An 18,596-nucleotide genomic window follows, 5' to 3' on the forward strand; every position below is an offset into this window, starting at 1 on the left:
ATTAATGTTAAAATATTACATTGAGACTTGGGGTTGCCAAATGAATGAAGAAGATTCTGAAAAAATCTCAGGTATGTTGAAAATAAAGAATTACACATATACAAAAAATAGGAAGGAAGCTGACATTATTATCTTCAACACATGTTGTGTAAGAGAGAATGCTGAGCTTAAAGTTTATGGTCACTTAGGTGCTCTAAAAAAATTAAAGATGGAAAAACCTGAATTAGTTATTGCTGTTACAGGATGTATGATGCAGCAACCTGGTATGAAAGATGAGGTAATTAAAAAATTCCCATATGTAGATATAATAATAGGAACTCATAACTCATACAAATTCCCAGAATATTTAACTAAAGTACTTAGTGGTGAAAGACCTGTTTTAGAAATCTGGGATAAAGAAAAAAGTTTAGAGGAAATTGAATCAAATCTTCCTATTGATAGAAAGAATCCTTATAAAGCTTTCGTTACAATTATGTATGGTTGTAACAATTTCTGCACATATTGTATTGTTCCACATGTTAGAGGACGTGAAAGAAGCAGAAAGCCAGAAGACATTATAAATGAAATTAAAGAACTTGTATCAAAAGGATATAAGGAAGTTACTCTTCTTGGTCAAAATGTTAACTCTTATGGAAAAGGATTAAATGATGAGTTATCATTTGCAGATCTTTTAAGAATGATTAACAAAATAGATGGATTAGAAAGAGTTAGATTTATGACTTCACATCCAAAGGATTTATCAGATGATGTAATAGATGCTATTGCTGAATGTGATAAACTTTGTGAACAAATTCATTTACCTGTTCAAAGTGGTTCATCAAACATCCTGAAGAGAATGAATAGACATTACACTAAAGAAAGCTATCTTGAGCTTGTTGAGAAAATAAAGAATAGAATTCCTAATGTAGCTTTAACAACTGACTTAATAGTTGGTTTCCCTGGTGAAACTGAGGAAGACTTTGAGGAGACATTAGATCTTTGCAAAAAAGTAGAATACGATGCTGCTTATACATTCTTATATTCTAAAAGAACAGGTACACCTGCTGCAGAATATGAAAATCAAGTACCTGAAGATGTTAAGCATGAAAGATTTAATAGATTATTGGATGTTATTAATGAACGTACAATTAAAAATAACTTAGAATACAAAGACAGAACTGTTGAAGTTTTAGTTGAAGGAACTTCTAAAAACAATGATACTATGTTAATGGGTAGAACTAGAAATGGTAGATTGGTAAACTTCTCAGGTTCAAAAGATAGCATTGGTCAAATTGTAAACGTAAAAATTACTTCGCCAAAATCTTTCTCATTAATGGGTGAACAAGTGTAAAGGAGGTATTTTTCATGGGATTAACTCCAATGATGCTGCAATACCTCGAGATAAAAGAGAATGCTAAAGATTGCATTCTCTTATTTAGACTTGGGGATTTTTATGAAATGTTTTTTGAGGATGCTATAATAGCATCTAAAGATCTAGAAATCGCTCTTACTGGCAAAAACTGTGGTTTAGAAGAAAGAGCTCCTATGTGTGGAATTCCATTTCATTCAGCTCATAATTATATAAGAACATTGATTACTAAAGGACATAAAGTAGCTATATGTGAACAGGTAGAAGAAGCAAGTGCTTCAAAGGGGATAGTTAAAAGAGAAATCGTTAAAATCTATACACCTGGGACATATACAGACTCTCAATTCCTTAAGGAAGATAAGAATAACTTTGTTTTAAGTTTATATGTTGATAATGACAACAATCAGTTTTCACTTAGCTTTGGAGACATATCAACAGGGGAACTTTATACTACATTCGAAAGATATAATTCTAGTATGATATTTAATGAAATCGCAAAGTTCATGCCTACGGAAATTATTTTTAATAATGGATGCAGCGAGGAATTTATATTGGAATTATGTGATAAATTTTCAATACCAACGAACGGTATTGATGAATCAGAGTATTCAAAGGATTATTCTGAACTATTGCAAGAACAATTTTCAGCGGATGAGGTTGCAAAACTATCTCATATAGAAAAAATCTCAATTAGTTCCCTTATACATTATTTTAAACATAATTTAAAATTATTACCTAAGCATATGAATAATATTGAAACTTACAAACTTTTAGATCATTTATCATTAGATATGAACTCTAAGAGAAATCTTGAGTTAACAGAAACTATGAAAGATAAATCTAAAAAAGGTTCTCTTTTATGGGTTTTAGATAAAACAGATACATCTATGGGAGCTAGAAATTTAAGAAAATGGATAGAAAAACCTCTTCTAGATAAAGAGCTTATTAATGAACGACTTGATGGTATTAAAGAGTTAATTGAAAATATATTTATTCATGAAGATTTGAAAGAATCATTAAATGATATTTATGATATTGAGAGATTGATAGGGAAAATCAGCACAGGTAATATTTCTCCAAAAGAGATGTTATCACTTAAAATTTCTCTAAATAAGATTCCAAGAGTAAAGGAATTACTAAAGGATTTTAATTCACCATTATTAGGTGGCTATTTTAAGAATATTGATTTATTAGAAGATATTTCTGATTTACTTGAAAGAGCCATCGACGATAATCCACCAATAACCTTAAAAGAGGGTGGAATAATTAGAGATGGTTATGATCAAGAGATAGATGAGTTAAGAGAAGCCAAGAAAAATGGTAAACAATGGATAGCCACACTTGAAGCACAAGAAAAAGAAGCCTTAGGTATACGATCTCTTAAAATAAAGTATAATAAAGTATTTGGCTATTATATTGAGGTTACAAAATCTAATATTCACCTTGTTCCAGAAGGAAGATATGTTAGAAAACAAACTTTAGCTAATGCTGAAAGATATATAACTCCTGAATTAAAAGAAGTTGAAGATAAGATATTAGGTGCAGAGGAAAAATTAATTAACAGAGAGTATAACCTCTATGTAGCAATAAGAGAAGTCCTAGATAAGAAAATTAACAGAATGAAATCTACAGCTAAGATAATAGCAAACATCGACACAATTTCTTCATTGGCGTATGTAGCTAGAGAAAATAACTATTGTAAACCAACATTTAACGATAATGGGGTAATTGATATTAAAGATGGTCGTCATCCAGTTGTAGAAAATATGATTCCTAAAAATACTTTTGTTGAAAATAACACTCATGTAGATAATTTAAAAGAAACGATGTTAATTATTACAGGACCTAACATGGCAGGAAAGTCAACATATATGAGACAGGTTGCTTTAATAACATTAATGGCTCAGATTGGATCATATGTACCCGCCTCTTCTGCAAATATATCAGTTTGTGATAAAATATTTACTAGAATTGGTGCTTCTGATGATTTAGCTTCTGGTAAAAGTACATTTATGGTTGAGATGGCTGAAGTATCTAATATACTTAATAATGCAACTAATAATAGTCTTGTATTACTTGATGAGGTTGGTAGAGGAACCAGTACATTTGATGGCTTAAGTATTGCGTGGTCTGTTATAGAATACATGTGTAATAATTCTGCATTGAAATGCAAGACACTCTTTGCTACTCACTACCATGAATTAATTCAGTTAGAGGGACAGATTCCTGGAGTAAAAAATTATTCAGTGGCAATAAGAGAAATCGACAATCAATTAGTATTTTTAAGAAAAGTTGTTGAAGGTGGAACAGATGATTCTTATGGTATAGAAGTTGCTAAACTGGCTGGAATTCCTGATGTTGTTATCAACAGAGCAAAAGATATATTAAAAGAATTAGAGACAGGTAACCATAGTGTTGAAAAAGAAGTAGCAGCAGATAAAACTCTATCTGAAAGTATACCTGTTCCTGAAAAAGAGATTCCGGTAAATAATAAGCACGAGTCAACTACTGAAGAATTAAATAGTGCACCTTTCCAACAACTAAATTTTGATGATATATATAAAGATAACTTAATTAATGAAATCAAAAACATAGAAATTCTTAACTTAACACCTATGGACGGATTCAATAAGTTATATGAAATCATAAAGAAAGCAAAGGAAATATAAATCAGGATGTGATTCGAAATGAAAAGAATTCAGGTGCTTGATAAACACACATGCAATCAGATAGCAGCTGGTGAGGTTGTTGAAAGACCTTCATCAGTTGTTAAAGAGTTGGTTGAAAATTCAATTGATGCAAAATCAACTAATATAAGAGTAGAAATTATTGAAGGTGGTCACACGAGCATAAAGATTATTGACGATGGTGTTGGAATACATCCAGATGATGTTGAAAAAGCTTTTACAACACATGCAACTTCCAAAATATCTAAAATATCTGATGTATATAGCATAACAACTTTAGGATTTAGGGGGGAAGCTCTTCCAAGTATAGCTTCCGTCTCTAAAACTAAACTTTCATCAAAGTGTGAAGAAATTGATTTTGGTAAAGAGATAATAATAGATGCAGGTGTTATAAAATCTGTTAATGAGATTGGTCGTGGAAGAGGGACTACTATTGAAGTTGAAGATTTATTCTTTAATGTTCCTGCTAGACAAAAATTTCTTAAGTCATCTTCTAAAGAAGGAGCCGCAGTAAATGATATACTTATGAGACTTGCATTAAGTAACCCTCAAGTATCTTTTACTTTTGTTAGAGACTCAAAAAAAGTGTTTTCAACATCAGGTAGTGGAGATGTAAGAGAAACTATAAGAAATATTTACGGAAAAGAAACATATAACAATATTATTTCCTTTGAAAATCAGAATGAGTATTCAACTATTTATGGTTTTATCGGAAATGAATCAATTAGTAGGGGAAGTAGAAATAGACAAACTATATATGTTAATGGAAGATATATTAAGAATCGTCTGATTGCTACAGCTGTTGAAAGAGCATTTAAATCTTTTTTAACAGTAAATAAATTCCCTTTTTTCGTATTATTTATTAATATATCTCCTGATATTATAGATGTTAATATACATCCAACTAAATCTGAAATAAAGTTTAAGGAAGATAGAGGGATATTCAAATTAGTCTTTGACGGTGTTCACGAAGCTTTAAAACAAGACTTACAAGATAGCTTCATAGTAGAAGAAGAGATAATGGTTAATAATAATCCTTTGAAACTTAATGAAGAGAAATTATCAAATCTTACTAGTACACTTAGTTCTCTTGAAAAACTTGGGGATGATATGATTAAAATCTCAGTACCTATTGATTTAAAGAAAAATGAAAATACAATATCTAATCAGAAAATCTTTTCAAATGAGACTAAAATAAATGAAAATAGAATAAATGATACTAGAATAAACGATTCTAGTATAAACCAAGATAACAGTTACACTTACACTCATACTCCAAAAAAAGATATAACTTTAAATGAGGATACTATTTCTCATAATGAACCTTTTTTATTTAAGAGTGAGATTAAAAAAGAGGTTATTCAGGAAACCTATATTAAAGATGATGATTTAGAAATAATCACAGAAAAAAAAGGAAAGTTTCCAATGCCTAAGGTTATTGGTCAGTATGATAAAACTTATATTTTAGCTGAGATAAATAAAACTTTATTTATAATTGATCAACATGCAGCTCATGAAAAGATACTTTTTGAAAAGTATTCTACTGAAATTGATGAACATAAAGTCGTTTCTCAATTATTAGCGGTACCAGTTCTTGTTGACCTGACTCCCGATGAGATGGCTGTTTTTCTTGATAATATTGAGCTTTTTAATAAAGCTGGTTTTAACTGTGAAACATTTGGTGGAAATACAATAAGTATCAGAGAAATCCCTGAACTATTAAAATCCATAAATGTTAAAGAAACATTTATGACATTTTTAGAAGATATAATGAATCTTGGTAATGGAACTACAAGTAAAATCAAATATAATACTATTGCTCGTAATGCATGTAGAAAAGCCATAAAAGCAAATGATGTACTTAATATGAAAGAAATGGAACATTTACTAGAAGAATTAAGATTTATAAATGAACCTTTCACATGTCCTCATGGTAGGCCTACAATTATTAAGTTCACAACACATGATATTGAAAAATTATTTAAAAGAATACAATAAGGTAAAGGCGTGATTTGATGAATAAGAAGTTATTAATTCTAGCCGGTCCAACAGCTGTAGGTAAAACAGCAATTTCGGTAGAATTAGCTAAATCGCTAGATGGGGAGATTATATCTAGTGATTCAATGCAAATTTATAGATTAATGGATATTGGATCAGCTAAAGTAACTGAAGAAGAAATGGATGGAATTCAGCATTATCTTATTGATGTTGTTGATCCGACAGAGGAATTCAGCGTTTCTGAATTCCATGATAAAGCAAAGGAATCTATTGATTATATATCTTCTAAAGGCAAACTGCCAATTGTAGCTGGTGGTACAGGATTATATATTAACTCACTAATATTTAATTACAGTTTTGGTGAAACTAATAAAAATGAAGAGTACAGAGACTATTTAAATTCCTTAGCTGAAGAAAAAGGCAAGGAGTATATTCACTCTCTTCTAAAAGACATTGATCCTATATCATTTGAGAAGCTGTATCCTAATGATCTAAAGAGAGTTGTAAGAGCTCTAGAAGTTCATAAAGTAACTGGTAAGACAATACATGAATTGAATGCAGAAAGAGATATATATGATATTCCATATGAGGTTCATTACTATGTACTAACAATGGATCGTGATAAATTATATGAAAGAATAAATAAACGTGTAGATATTATGTTGCAGCAAGGTCTTATCGATGAAGTAAAACGCTTAAAAGATATGAACTTAACTAAAGATATGCAATCAATGAAGGGTATTGGCTATAAAGAAATACTTATGTATCTAGATGGAGAAATCTCTTATGACGAAGCTGTTTATCTTATTAAAAAAGGTAGTAGAAATTATGCTAAGAGACAATTAACTTGGTTTAGAAAAGATCCAAGAGTTAAATGGATTGATAAAGATAATTTTGCAAATGATAAAGAAGTAGCACAATTTATTATTTCTGATTTCAGAAATAATCTTTAATTTAAAATAAACTATATTAAAAAAGAGGATTTTTGCTTCAAAGATAGAAATAAATACAGTAGTGTACTATGGGGGGTGAAACTGTGAATAAGTTAAATAATAACTTACAAGATATATTTTTGAATACAGCTCGTAAAAATAAAATTGGTGTTACAATATACCTAGTTAATGGTTATCAATTAAGAGGATTTGTAACTGGATTTGATAGTTTTACTGTTGTTCTTGATTCTGATGGAAAGCAAATGCTTGTATATAAGCATTCTATCACAACAATTACACCAGACACACCTATTTTATATAGCGAAAATACTAGTAAATAATTAGTTTATTAATTAGAAAGAATAGGGTGACCTATTCTTTCTTAATGTCTAAAAATAAATATATAACTATAAATAAGGAGCCACAATATGTTAGAACTAACTAAAGATATGTTAAAGAAACAGTTCAATATTGATGAACGTTCATTTGAAATATATAACCAAGCAATGAGTGATGTTAAAAACCAATTTGAACAGTTGGAAGCAATCAGGGAGTACAATCAATTAAAAGTTTTAAATGCTTTTCAGAAAGAGAAAATAAGCGATACTCATTTTACTAATTCAACTGGATATGGATATGATGATATTGGTAGAGACGCATTTGACAGGGTTTATGCTCGTATATTTAATACAGAAAGTGCTATTGTAAGACCTCATTTTGTTAATGGAACACATGCTATAGGAGCTGCTCTTTATGGAGTATTAGCACCAGGAGATACTATGATGACAATAACAGGAACACCATATGATACACTTCATAATGTAATTGGTTTAAATAGAGATCATAATGGAACTTTAAAATATTATGGTATCAATTATAAACAAGTGGATCTTAATAATGATAATAAGATTGATATTGAAAAAGTATTAGAAGAACTTAAAAATGATACTTCAATTAAATTGATTCATATCCAAAGATCACCTGGTTATAGTTGGAGATCAGCTTTTTCTGTTAAGGAAATAGGTAAGGCTATTGAGAAAATAAAATCTTTAAGAGAAGATGTTATTATATTTATAGATAACTGCTATGGAGAATTTGTTGATGTTATTGAACCAACGGATGTAGGTGCTGATTTAATGGCTGGGTCATTAATTAAAAACATTGGTGGAGGATTATCTCCTGCTGGGGGATATGTAGTAGGAAAAAAAGAATACGTTGAAGGGGCTTCCTTTAGATTAACTATACCTGGTATTGGAGGAGAGTGCGGGGCTACATTTGGTCTTATGAGACAATTTTATCAAGGACTATTTATGGCACCCCATGTAACCATTGAGGCTCTTAAAACCTCTATATTATGTGCTAGGATGATGGAGTTGATTGGAGCAGAGGTTTTACCATCCTCTACAGATGCAAGAAACGATATAATTCAGGCAATAAAATTTAATGATAAAGATAAAGTTATTGCTTTCTGCAAGGGTATACAAAAAGGTTCACCTATTGATTCCTTTGTAGAGTGTGAACCATGGCCAATGCCTGGTTATGATGACGATGTAATAATGGCTGCTGGTGCCTTCATACAAGGAGCTTCAGTCGAACTTTCTGCAGATGCACCTATAAGAGAACCATATATAGCTTATATGCAGGGAGGGTTAACTTTTAACAGTGCAAAAATAGGATTAGTTATCGCACTTTCCAATGTTCTTAATGTAGATAAAACCAAATAATAATATGCTTTATTCGACAATTTAAATCAATTTTAAACAATATAAACTATTTATGTACAAATAAAACAATATTTAAATAATTATAAAATTAGCTTTTTCTATTAAATATCTTATGTTATTATAATATTGCAAAAGATAAACATTAAAAGTACTAAAGATTTCGAAATACAATAGATAAACTTGAAAGAACTAAAGAAATATTAAATTATAAACTCAGGAATTAAAAATAAAGAACAAAAGATCAAATTCAAGTACTAATGATGATATGACAATAACATATTAATACATAATAGAAATACGCTAACAAAAGCAAAGAAAACTATATTCTAAAGATAAAATCGCATAAGTTATTATCCAAAAAGGATTATCCTCAGGATAATCCTTTTTATTTTTATTAGAAGTCAATCTTATCAGGATCAGGACCAATTCTTTCACCTGTATTAAGTTCCGCAATTCTAGCCATATCTTCTTTAGAAATTTCAAAGTTAAGAATATCAAAGTTATTTCTTATTCTCTCAGGATTAATTGACTTAGAAACAGTAGCAACGCCCATCTGATATGCCCATCTTAATGTAACCTGTGCAATTGATTTTTTATATTTCTCTGCAATTTCCTTCATTAAAGGTATTTTAAAAATATCCCCCTGCATCAATGGTCCCCAAGCTATTGTTTTAATATTATGTTCATTACAAAAATCAATTGTTTTTTCTTGAATAAATTGAGGATGGAATTCAACTTGATTTACAGTTGGAATTACTTTTGCAGTTTCCATAAGCTCTTTAATGTGGTGAGGTTTAAAGTTGGAAATACCAATCGCCTTAATCTTTCCTTCTTCATAAAGTTCTTCCATAGCTCTCCATGTTTCCTTATTTAACTCTTTTGGCCAATGTATTAAATATAAATCTAAATAGTCTGTTTTAAGTTTATCTAGTGATTCTTGAAAGGCTTTTTTAGTTTCCTCATAGCCTTGATCTGAATTCCATACTTTACTTACTAAAAATATTTCTTCTCTTTCAACACCACTTTCCATAATTCCGGCACCAACACCAGTTTCATTACCATATACTGCTGCAGTGTCTATATGTCTATATCCAGCATTCAAAGCCTCCTTAACAGCCGCTTTTACTTGTTCACCATCTTCAATTTTAAATGTACCAAATCCAAGCAATGGCATTTCTATTCCATTATTTAAAACAATATTCATCTTGTCCATAGTTTTACCTCCAAATGTAAATATCTTTTCGTTAATAATTATTTAATTCTTCTTAACATATATCTACTATAACATCAAATTATCCCTAAAAAAAGAACGCACTTTAATGTAACCTACTAACCTATATGTATATAAATCTATATATTTTTATCATTAATTTCACATTTATTTAAAATGAATATTACAATTATTATTTATAATCATATTATATTATAAAGACATATTGCAATTACATATATTACTATACCTATCAAAATATATGAAAGGTGTGATTAAATGATAATCTATCATGATAGCCACTATTATATAAAGAAGAGTAGACGTGGATATGTTGTTATTAATGCAAATGGAGACTATAAGAATCATAGTCACTTCAAAAATATTGGTCCAGCAAAGAAATGTATTTATTTAACCAAAAACAAAATACTTCCTAAATCCTCATATATGATGATAGCTTGTATGAGAATATCAACAGATGAATTATATATTAAAAGAATTTTAAAATTAAGGGAAATAAAAGATAATAAGAGTAATGTAAAATATAAAAATAAAAAGGTTTTAAATAAGAAAAGTGGCTGTGCTTAGCATAGCTCTTTTTTAATATTCTGTAACATAAATTCAGGTATTGCATATAATATTAGGTACGAGTATTAAAAGGAGATTTGATTTACTATTAGAAGAATTTTCAGTTTATTTATTGTAACTTTTACTTCAATATTATTTTCTATTACTCCTCGCTTTGCTTGTCCTGAGGATGAAATGAATTATTCTGAAAGTTATCAAATAAATTATTATAATAAGCATTACGGAAGAGGCCAGATTATTGAGAAAGTTATTGTTGAAGGCGGACCTGTTAATACCTCCAAAAACATTGATATTCTCGAAGCTGGAATAAAGGTAACCATTATTCATCAAGAAAATAATTGGTTTTATATTGAATACTATTCTGATAAAGGGAAAAAAAGAGGTTATATTCCTACTAGTAGGTTATCTATTAATAATTTTAGATATGATTTTAAAATTGGTTATTCAATTAAAAATGCAAAGGTGAAATCTTCTAGTTATGTTTACTATACTCCCAACGGTAATAGTCTAAAAATCCGAAGCTTGAAGTCTAATCAAGTTGTTTTACTATTAGAAGAAGTAGGGGACTATTATTTCATTGATTTTTCAACAACAAATGGAAGAAAAGGCAACATCCGTGGCTTTATAAAAAAAGATGCTTTAGAAATTTTAGGAACTCCTAAATATGATTTTCCTGATTCCTACGGATATATTACAAATTGGATGAGTCCCTCACATCCTTCAGGTGTAGATATTGGTGGAGTAGGGTATAACACTTCGATAATAGCACTAGCAGATGGAATTATTGAATACAAGTATATTAGATATACTGAAAATGATATTGATTATTTAATCAGTTATGGCTTATATGCTGATTTAATTACAGATTCAGGGTTAATATTACGTTATGCTCACCTGTCCAAATTCAATAATAATATAAAGACTCCTAATCTGCCAACTATGCAGAAAAGTGCTTATAAAGTATCAGGTGAGACAAGCATTTCCGCTGGTAAAGTATCTGTAACAAAAGGTGACATTATTGGACTAACTGGAAATACCGGTAATAGTTATGGCCCTCATATTCATTTAGAGACTAAATTTAATAATGTAAGAGAAAATCCCTTTAAGTATTTTAAATTACCTTGGTGTTTATATTAATTATTAAACACTGAATTAGAATTTTAATCACAATACACCTAATGAATATGTAATTATTCATTAGGTGTTTATTTGAGAAAAGGTATACTTAAATTTTTAAATTATCAAAAGGTATAGGTATGTTTAATGATGCTAGTAGTTGATTAACAAAGTTATTTAAAATATAGTTGTTATTTCCAAACGCCAAACCAGGATGTTTATCAATATTGTGCAGAATAAAGATAATTAAATAATTAAGTTGAGAAATATCCTCAGAAAAGTTTATTAAAGGTAGAATAGCACTACTATTTGAGACTACTAACCTTATGAACGCTGTAAAGGGAAGTTTTAGATTACTCTTGTTCTTTAACAACTGATGAATCAAATTGTTAATATTTTTATTGGAATGTATTTGAAGGTTTTTATCATAATGAGCACAGTTCTTTTGTACTTGCCTAATATAATAAGCAATAATATAATTAGTAAAACTTATCTGAAGATTTGTAAATAGAGTAGTCTCCCTGCTAGCTAGGTCAGTAGGGGAAGTTGCTAAAAAATTATACACTCTATTATCATTCCTAAATAACCACATACAATTACTAAGAATAGGATTACGATTATCAAGATATTTACTACATGGAGGAAGAATTGAAACATCAGAAGAATTAGAAGTCAAATACGAGTATAATTGTGAATTAATATTTGGACAGTTTTGTTTATTGTTAGTTGAACACTTATTCTTACCCATAAGCTCCTCCATTGTATTACTTTCTTTATATAATATGAATTCATTTATATAATGTTAAATGTAAAGTTCTTATATAAAGGTTTCTGTAGAGGCTTTATTGAGTGTGTATTAATTATAAAATAAAAAGAATTCGCATTACAGCGAATTCTTTTATTATTCAATATCTAAATTATAATCAATAAATTAATATTTTCTATATAAACCTTTTAATTTTCCAATTACAGAACAATTATCTACAATAATAGGGTCCATAGTAGAATTTTCTGGTTGCAATCTAATATGATTCTCTTCTTTGTAGAATGTTTTAATAGTAGCATAATCTTCTATAAGAGCAACTATTATCTCTCCATTCGTAGCAGAAGAAGCTTTTTCAATTATTGCTAAATCACCATCATGTATTCCAGCTTCAATCATAGAATCACCTGAAACTCTTAACATGAATAGTTCTTCATTACTAGAAACATAGTTAATTGGAAGAGAGAAAGTTTCCTCAATATTTTCTACTGCTAAAATTGGTAAACCAGCAGTTACTTTTCCTACGATTGGAATATCAATCATTTCTTTAGTTACTATTGGTTCAATTAATAATTCAATTGCTCTTGGTTTAGTAGGATCTCTTCTTAGAAAGCCTTTCTTTTCTAATCTAGATAAATGACCATGAACTGTTGATGTTGAACTTAAATTAACAGCAGTACATATTTCTCTAACTGAAGGGGGATAACCCTTAGCCTTAATCTGAGATTTTATAAACTCATAAATTTCCTTTTGTTTTGCACCCATTTTTCTTGCCATGAAATCACCTCACAATCTATAAATAATTATAACACAACTATTTCCATATATCAAACTAATGTTCTTCAAAAATTGTGGTAACAATACCTTATTTTATGTCAAAGTGCTATTTTGTCGAGAGTTGAACATATGTTCTTGTTGTTTATTATCATACTATTTGATATAATATAGTTTTGACAAGTTTATAAAAATATTAACATGGAAAGAGTGAGTTTATATGAAAAAATGTATTTTTAGCTCTGCGAAAGAGTGTAATGAATGTGGTAACTGCAACATTTGTGATTTAAACTCTGAAAAAAAATGTGATAATTGCGCTAAGTGCATGGAGTTACAAGGAATTGATACAAAAGCAATCGGTTTTGAGGATATTCAATCTGAAGAGGTAAAAGCTGCTTCTAAGAAAGCATCTCTTCTAAATTTAGATAGTATGTTAAACGACGAAAGCGAAGAAGTAAATACTGAATTATGGGATGATTCAACAGAAGATTCGAAGGATGAATTAGAAGCAGCAGTTTCAGTAGATACATCTGAGTTTTCTCTAGAAGATTATAATCCAAATGAAACATTTGAAATGGATGAAAACGTAGTATATTTAGATGATGTAGAAGGATTGTCTGAAATAATGAATGATCCAGAAATGAAGGATAGACTATTAAATGAAAACTATCCAGGTTTATTAAAATATAATGAAAACTAAAAAAAGCACAATTAATGTGCTTTTTTTATATATCAGCAAGTGGATTCTTTTTAACAGCTTGTCTAAGTTTTTCATCATCTATATGGGTATAGATCTGAGTAGTAGATACACTTTCATGACCTAGAATAAACTGAAGACTCCTAATATCTACATCACCATGCTTGTACATAAGCGTCGCAGCAGTGTGTCTTAATTTATGAGGGGAGTACTTATCATAATCTAATCCAGCTTTTAATACATACTTTTTTACCATTCGTTCAACAGCTCGTGGAGATAAACGATTCTTCTTATTACTAATGAAAAGGGCATCCTCATCCTCAGGTGTAATTTGCTCTTTTATCCTTTCTCTATCAGGCATATATTTATTTATAGCATCAATGCAGCTAGGATTAAGATAAATTATCCTTTCTTTATTTCCCTTACCTGTAACTTTTAAGGTATCTTCCTTTATGGAAGATAAGTCTATGCTGCATAGCTCAGATAATCTAAGACCACAGTTTAAGAACAAAATAAGAATAGCATAATCTCTATTTTTATTTTTTCCCGTAACAACCCGTAATAATTGCTTACTTTCCTCAAGAGTTAAAAATGTAGGAAGTGTTTTTCCAATTTTAGGACTATCCAGTTCTTTGGCTGGATTAACAGTGATGCTTTTTTCCTTTGAGAAATGGTAATTAAAGAATGAGCGTATTGCTGCAACCTTTCTAGCCTTTGCATTGCTCTGATTATCTCTTTTAAGCTCAGAATAGGTGATAAACGCAACAAGATCATCTAGAATTAAATCATTTAATTTTTCTGTTTTAAAACCACTAATATCAATCTCTTCAAGCTTCCCACTCTTATTATATTTATAAGACATTATAAACTTTATAAAAAGTGTAAGATCATTTTTATATCCCTTAATTGTATTTGACGATTTCCCTTTGATTGCTAACATATAGTTTAAGAATGAACTTAAACAAGAGGGGAGGGCGGGATCAAATATTTTTTCATAGTCTTCCATATTTCCTCCTATTTACAATTATTTCCAAGGAAATAATTTTATTTGTTTCTATTATTATATCAGAGGAAAATAGATATTTGAATGAAGCTTATATAAAATTTTATTGTAAATTTTATAGAATAAGAAATACAAATGTAATTCATAAATAGTCATTTATACTAAAATTTGAAATTATAAAACAAAAATAGTAAAATGTTAAAATATAGTTCTAATTATAAGAAAAAAGGATACTATCCATTAATAGATTATAAAAATACATATTAGAATTAAGGAGGGTTACAGTGGATCTTTTAACTGAATTATTCAACTTGCTAAAGAATAGTAAAAAGGGGATACTGATTATTACTGGTGCTGGGGTATCTGTGAAATCTGGAATAAAGCAATTCAGGGGAGAAGAGGGGTTATATAAAAATAAGTTTAAAGGTTATAATCCTGAGACTCTCTTAGACATAAATACTTTCTGGACGAAAAATAAATTATGCAGAGAATTTATTAATGAATTTATTATTAATAATCAAGTATATAAACCTAATATTATTCATGATTATATTCAGCAAATGGAAAGTTTTTTTAAAATAAACGGTTTAATAACTCAAAATATTGATGGACTTCATCAAAGGGCAGGGAGTTCAAAAGTAATTGAACTGCACGGTAACCTTAGAGAGTTCTATTGTCAAAAATGCGGTGAGAGATATACTAAAGAAGAATATTTAAAAAATCAATACTGCTATAAATGTGAGAGCAACCATGATTTTGAGTATCCAAATAACTTTATTAGACCTAATATAGTGTTTTATGGGGAATGGATTGATGAAAACCTAATAAATGAGGCCGATGAAATATTCTATAAAAGTGATGTTATAGTTGTTATTGGTTCATCATTAGAAGTTTCAACAATCAGCAATTATGTGAACACATTGAGAGATCAAAAACTAATTATAATTAACAAAGATGAAACATATTATGACCACGCTGCAGATTTAGTAATTCATGGTGATGCAAGTGAAATTTTAAAAGCACTATTGTGTTTAAAATAATTATATTTCAATTACACATAAATAATAAGAAAGCCAGCAGATTGAAACTGCTGGCTAATCTACTTCAATTCATCCTATAAAAAGTAATTTTCAATAATATTCACTAAACATGAAATTACAATTTAATAGTGACCTAAAGTACCCATTTTCATTGATTTTTTCTCAAAAATTTTGTATACAAATCCACCTATAATTAAATATGCTAATCCCACTAAGAGTAAAAGTCCCAACTGCTGTACAGAGAATTCTGTTATATGTTTTCCTTTTGTCATAACTTTATTAATCATATTTGAACCAAGGGCTCCTGGAAGTAATGCAAGGGCTGGTATCTTACCTACTGGGACTGCAATAAATACTATAATACCAAATTGTAAAATCTGCAAGAAGTTTTCTGCCTTTTTAAAAACCAGTGTTATACCACCTACAATCAATCCTAATCCATAGAAACATAATAAAGTACAAATAACTATGGGCATTATAGAAAGTAAATCAAGATTCAAGAAATGCCCTGTAGTTAACATATTCAAGAACAAAATTATTGAAATAAAAATTAATTCATATAGCAAAGAACTTATAACTTTTACAAAAAGTATAGTCTTAAAAGAAAAAGCAGACATATATAACTGTTCCAGAGTTCCTTTTCTACATTCTTCAGAAATAGTACTTGATATAGCTGAATATGCAAAAATGACTGTAAAGAATAGTACATATCCTACAATAAGACCGTCCAGCTTACTTCCATAACTTTCAGAACCTCCAGCAACTCCTTTGTAACCTAAGAAAATTAATAAGAACATAACATAAAGAGAGATTATCCCCCATATAGAATTAAAAATATACCTTTTAAATAATATAAAATCTTTTTTACAAAAGCTTTTAAGCAATATCCACATACTCATCTTTTTTACTCCTTCCTAATATTTTAATAAATACTTCTTCAAAGTTTAATTCCTTGGATTCAATTGTCTTAATTACAGAATTTTCTGAACCAAATGTTGACATAACTTTATAAAAGAGCTGATTGTCTTCTAAATTGATTAATATTTCGGTGCTCTCTGAACTTTCTTTTATCTCTAAGTGATTAATTTTACTCAGTTCTAACTTTTGATTCTCTGATAGATTTCCTTCAATAACAAAGTTATAGCTTTTAACATTGAAGAGTCTCATCAAGTTTTCAATTTTATCTTCTGCAATAATTCGGCCATGATCAACTATGATAACTCTATCACATACGTCTTCAACAACATTCATATCATGAGTTGTTAGTATAATAGTCTTATTTTCTTTCTTAACTATTTCTGTTAGCATACGCCTAATATCATAAGAAGCTTTAACGTCTAACCCCAATGTTGGCTCATCTAACAAAATAACCTCTGCTTCACTTATCAAAGCAGTAGCGATAGCAAGTTTTTGCTGCATCCCCCTAGAAAGTTTACTTGCAATAACCTTCTCCTTTTCTTTGAGATTGAATATGTTTATATAGTAATCTATCTTATCTTGTATTTTTTTTGGGTCAATACCTTTTAAAGCAGAAAAGAACTCCAAATTTTCTCTTACTGTAAGTTTCCAATATATATTTCTATTGCCCTCCAGTACTGCACTAATCTTTTTTAGTGCCTTAGATCTCTTTTTAAAGTTATCAATTCCATCAATTAAAACAGTTCCTTCGCTAGCCTTAACAAGACTACAAATCATCTTAACAGTAGTGGTTTTACCTGCGCCATTTGCCCCCAATAGACCAAGAATTTCTCCTTTGTATGCTCTAAACGAAATATTATCAACAGCTTTAATAATTTCTTTTTTTCCTTTTGTATATGTTTTTGAAAGATTATTTACTTCCAAGATACAGTTGTTTTCCAAAATAATCACCCCTTATAATATCCATAAATAGACCAATTTAATACATTTATATTTATTACATACATTCTTATATTAGATATATGGATGTATGATAGACATACTTATATTATACACACAATAATTATCAATTATTTCCAAATACACATGTATTTATAAAACATAATTATAGTTTTATATGGTATTGTTTATTCATGAGAAAATTATCTGAATATAGTTTTCAATTTTTATATAGCTATTTTTGCTTATAGAAGGGGATACAGGCAAACTCATTTGAGTTAAATCAATAGTATCTTCAGGTTATCTTTGGCAGTGGGCATATATTTAAAATGAAGCCAAATAAGAGGGGAGAGATGTAATAATTTTTTTAAATTCTTGACTTTTATAATTATCATCAATATGATTTTATTACTCAATATTATTTTGGGTAAAGAAATAACATAAATAATAAATGTAAACTTAAGTAAAATATTTATTATAAAATTAAGTCAAAAATTTTAATAATTATTGTGGTTTAAAGAATGTAACTTTTCTAAAAAAAATTTAAACTATTAAAAAAATAAATTATAGTACTTTTCATTTTTAAAGAGATATTTTTATTTGAAGGGGAGATAAAGACAAAATAGTGAAATATATAAAGTAAATTGTTAATTGGTAATTAATGGATTATAATATTGATATGAGCTCCCCCCTATCTTTAAAACATGCAAAACGCCGTTAAATTATTATTTAACGGCGTTTTATTTGTGTGAAAATCGCTCTTACCTTCTAAAAGATTTCAAAACTTAAGTAGATTTTCACCTCTATCTGCTTCATCTGATATATCCAAGAATATTTTTCTTTGTATCTCATCCACCTC

The 18,596-nt window shown here is 29.0% G+C and carries 16 protein-coding genes; 10 read left to right on the forward strand and 6 right to left on the reverse strand.

The window, feature by feature from the left end; genetic code table 11:
* The first annotated feature begins 4 nt into the window (after window positions 1-4).
* The 6 genes from miaB to OW730_RS15620 all read left to right on the forward strand — a co-directional run bounded on the left by miaB (window position 5) and on the right by OW730_RS15620 (window position 8,689).
* Window positions 5-1,330 carry a tRNA (N6-isopentenyl adenosine(37)-C2)-methylthiotransferase MiaB gene (miaB, locus tag OW730_RS15595; RefSeq protein ID WP_271224976.1) on the forward strand — a complete coding sequence of 442 codons (1,326 nt, stop codon included), beginning with the start codon at window positions 5-7 and terminating at the stop codon, window positions 1,328-1,330.
* Window positions 1,331-1,344: 14 nt separating this feature from the next.
* Window positions 1,345-4,017, forward strand: coding sequence for a DNA mismatch repair protein MutS (gene mutS, locus OW730_RS15600; RefSeq protein WP_271224977.1), 2,673 nt, complete (start codon window positions 1,345-1,347; stop codon window positions 4,015-4,017).
* Window positions 4,018-4,035: 18 nt separating this feature from the next.
* Window positions 4,036-6,033: a DNA mismatch repair endonuclease MutL gene (gene mutL, locus OW730_RS15605; protein ID WP_271224978.1), complete on the forward strand. Its 1,998-nt coding sequence runs from the start codon at window positions 4,036-4,038 to the stop codon at window positions 6,031-6,033.
* 17 nt (window positions 6,034-6,050) lie between these two features.
* The gene (miaA, locus tag OW730_RS15610) at window positions 6,051-6,986 is read left to right on the forward strand and encodes a tRNA (adenosine(37)-N6)-dimethylallyltransferase MiaA (protein ID WP_271224979.1); all 936 of its coding nucleotides are present in this window, start codon (window positions 6,051-6,053) and stop codon (window positions 6,984-6,986) included.
* An 83-nt stretch (window positions 6,987-7,069) separates the two neighbouring features.
* Window positions 7,070-7,306, forward strand: a complete 237-nt coding sequence (hfq, locus tag OW730_RS15615) for an RNA chaperone Hfq (protein ID WP_271224980.1) — start codon at window positions 7,070-7,072, stop codon at window positions 7,304-7,306.
* Window positions 7,307-7,393: 87 nt separating this feature from the next.
* A complete protein-coding gene (locus tag OW730_RS15620) occupies window positions 7,394-8,689 on the forward strand; it encodes a methionine gamma-lyase family protein (protein ID WP_271224981.1) in 1,296 nt (431 codons plus the stop codon).
* Window positions 8,690-9,083: 394 nt separating this feature from the next.
* On the opposite strand, the gene OW730_RS15625 is transcribed toward OW730_RS15620, so the two are convergent.
* Window positions 9,084-9,902 (reverse strand): aldo/keto reductase, encoded by an 819-nt coding sequence (locus tag OW730_RS15625; RefSeq protein ID WP_271224982.1) that lies wholly within the window; start codon window positions 9,900-9,902, stop codon window positions 9,084-9,086.
* Between the two features lie 276 nt (window positions 9,903-10,178).
* Here OW730_RS15625 and OW730_RS15630 point away from each other — a divergent pair, with 276 nt between their 5' ends.
* Window positions 10,179-10,487, forward strand: coding sequence for a hypothetical protein (locus tag OW730_RS15630; protein ID WP_271224983.1), 309 nt, complete (start codon window positions 10,179-10,181; stop codon window positions 10,485-10,487).
* Window positions 10,488-10,661: 174 nt separating this feature from the next.
* Window positions 10,662-11,624 (forward strand): M23 family metallopeptidase, encoded by a 963-nt coding sequence (locus OW730_RS15635; protein WP_271224984.1) that lies wholly within the window; start codon window positions 10,662-10,664, stop codon window positions 11,622-11,624.
* Between the two features lie 88 nt (window positions 11,625-11,712).
* On the opposite strand, the gene OW730_RS15640 is transcribed toward OW730_RS15635, so the two are convergent.
* On the reverse strand, window positions 11,713-12,351 hold the full coding sequence (locus OW730_RS15640; RefSeq protein ID WP_271224985.1) for a hypothetical protein: 639 nt from the start codon (window positions 12,349-12,351) through the stop codon (window positions 11,713-11,715).
* Window positions 12,352-12,534: 183 nt separating this feature from the next.
* Window positions 12,535-13,143, reverse strand: coding sequence for a transcriptional repressor LexA (gene lexA, locus OW730_RS15645; protein WP_271224986.1), 609 nt, complete (start codon window positions 13,141-13,143; stop codon window positions 12,535-12,537).
* Between the two features lie 217 nt (window positions 13,144-13,360).
* Between lexA and OW730_RS15650 the strand changes: the two genes are divergently transcribed.
* Window positions 13,361-13,840: a hypothetical protein gene (locus OW730_RS15650; protein WP_271224987.1), complete on the forward strand. Its 480-nt coding sequence runs from the start codon at window positions 13,361-13,363 to the stop codon at window positions 13,838-13,840.
* A 25-nt stretch (window positions 13,841-13,865) separates the two neighbouring features.
* On the opposite strand, the gene OW730_RS15655 is transcribed toward OW730_RS15650, so the two are convergent.
* Window positions 13,866-14,843, reverse strand: coding sequence for a tyrosine recombinase XerC (locus tag OW730_RS15655; protein ID WP_271224988.1), 978 nt, complete (start codon window positions 14,841-14,843; stop codon window positions 13,866-13,868).
* Window positions 14,844-15,124: 281 nt separating this feature from the next.
* On the opposite strand from OW730_RS15655, the gene OW730_RS15660 reads away from it, so the two are divergent.
* Window positions 15,125-15,880, forward strand: coding sequence for an NAD-dependent protein deacylase (locus OW730_RS15660; RefSeq protein WP_271224989.1), 756 nt, complete (start codon window positions 15,125-15,127; stop codon window positions 15,878-15,880).
* Window positions 15,881-16,002: 122 nt separating this feature from the next.
* On the opposite strand, the gene OW730_RS15665 is transcribed toward OW730_RS15660, so the two are convergent.
* Window positions 16,003-16,779: an ABC transporter permease gene (locus OW730_RS15665; protein ID WP_271224990.1), complete on the reverse strand. Its 777-nt coding sequence runs from the start codon at window positions 16,777-16,779 to the stop codon at window positions 16,003-16,005.
* Window positions 16,757-17,740, reverse strand: coding sequence for an ABC transporter ATP-binding protein (locus OW730_RS15670; protein WP_271224991.1), 984 nt, complete (start codon window positions 17,738-17,740; stop codon window positions 16,757-16,759). Before OW730_RS15670 ends, OW730_RS15665 begins: the two co-directional genes overlap by 23 nt.
* Between the last annotated feature and the right edge of the window lie 856 nt (window positions 17,741-18,596).

It is taken from the genome of Oceanirhabdus sp. W0125-5 (assembly GCF_027938815.1).
Lineage (GTDB): Bacteria > Bacillota > Clostridia > Clostridiales > Clostridiaceae > Oceanirhabdus.

Excerpts from the sequence above, each read along its gene's own strand:
- miaB (WP_271224976.1), top strand. The coding sequence starts at position 5 with ATGTTAAAATATTACATTGAGACTTGGGGTTGCCAAATGAATGAAGAA.
- mutS (WP_271224977.1), top strand. The coding sequence starts at position 1,345 with ATGGGATTAACTCCAATGATGCTGCAATACCTCGAGATAAAAGAGAAT.
- mutL (WP_271224978.1), top strand. The coding sequence starts at position 4,036 with ATGAAAAGAATTCAGGTGCTTGATAAACACACATGCAATCAGATAGCA.
- miaA (WP_271224979.1), top strand. The coding sequence starts at position 6,051 with ATGAATAAGAAGTTATTAATTCTAGCCGGTCCAACAGCTGTAGGTAAA.
- OW730_RS15620 (WP_271224981.1), top strand. The coding sequence starts at position 7,394 with ATGTTAGAACTAACTAAAGATATGTTAAAGAAACAGTTCAATATTGAT.
- OW730_RS15625 (WP_271224982.1), bottom strand. The coding sequence starts at position 9,902 with ATGGACAAGATGAATATTGTTTTAAATAATGGAATAGAAATGCCATTG.
- OW730_RS15630 (WP_271224983.1), top strand. The coding sequence starts at position 10,179 with ATGATAATCTATCATGATAGCCACTATTATATAAAGAAGAGTAGACGT.
- OW730_RS15635 (WP_271224984.1), top strand. The coding sequence starts at position 10,662 with ATGAATTATTCTGAAAGTTATCAAATAAATTATTATAATAAGCATTAC.
- OW730_RS15640 (WP_271224985.1), bottom strand. The coding sequence starts at position 12,351 with ATGGGTAAGAATAAGTGTTCAACTAACAATAAACAAAACTGTCCAAAT.
- lexA (WP_271224986.1), bottom strand. The coding sequence starts at position 13,143 with ATGGCAAGAAAAATGGGTGCAAAACAAAAGGAAATTTATGAGTTTATA.
- OW730_RS15650 (WP_271224987.1), top strand. The coding sequence starts at position 13,361 with ATGAAAAAATGTATTTTTAGCTCTGCGAAAGAGTGTAATGAATGTGGT.
- OW730_RS15655 (WP_271224988.1), bottom strand. The coding sequence starts at position 14,843 with ATGGAAGACTATGAAAAAATATTTGATCCCGCCCTCCCCTCTTGTTTA.
- OW730_RS15665 (WP_271224990.1), bottom strand. The coding sequence starts at position 16,779 with ATGAGTATGTGGATATTGCTTAAAAGCTTTTGTAAAAAAGATTTTATA.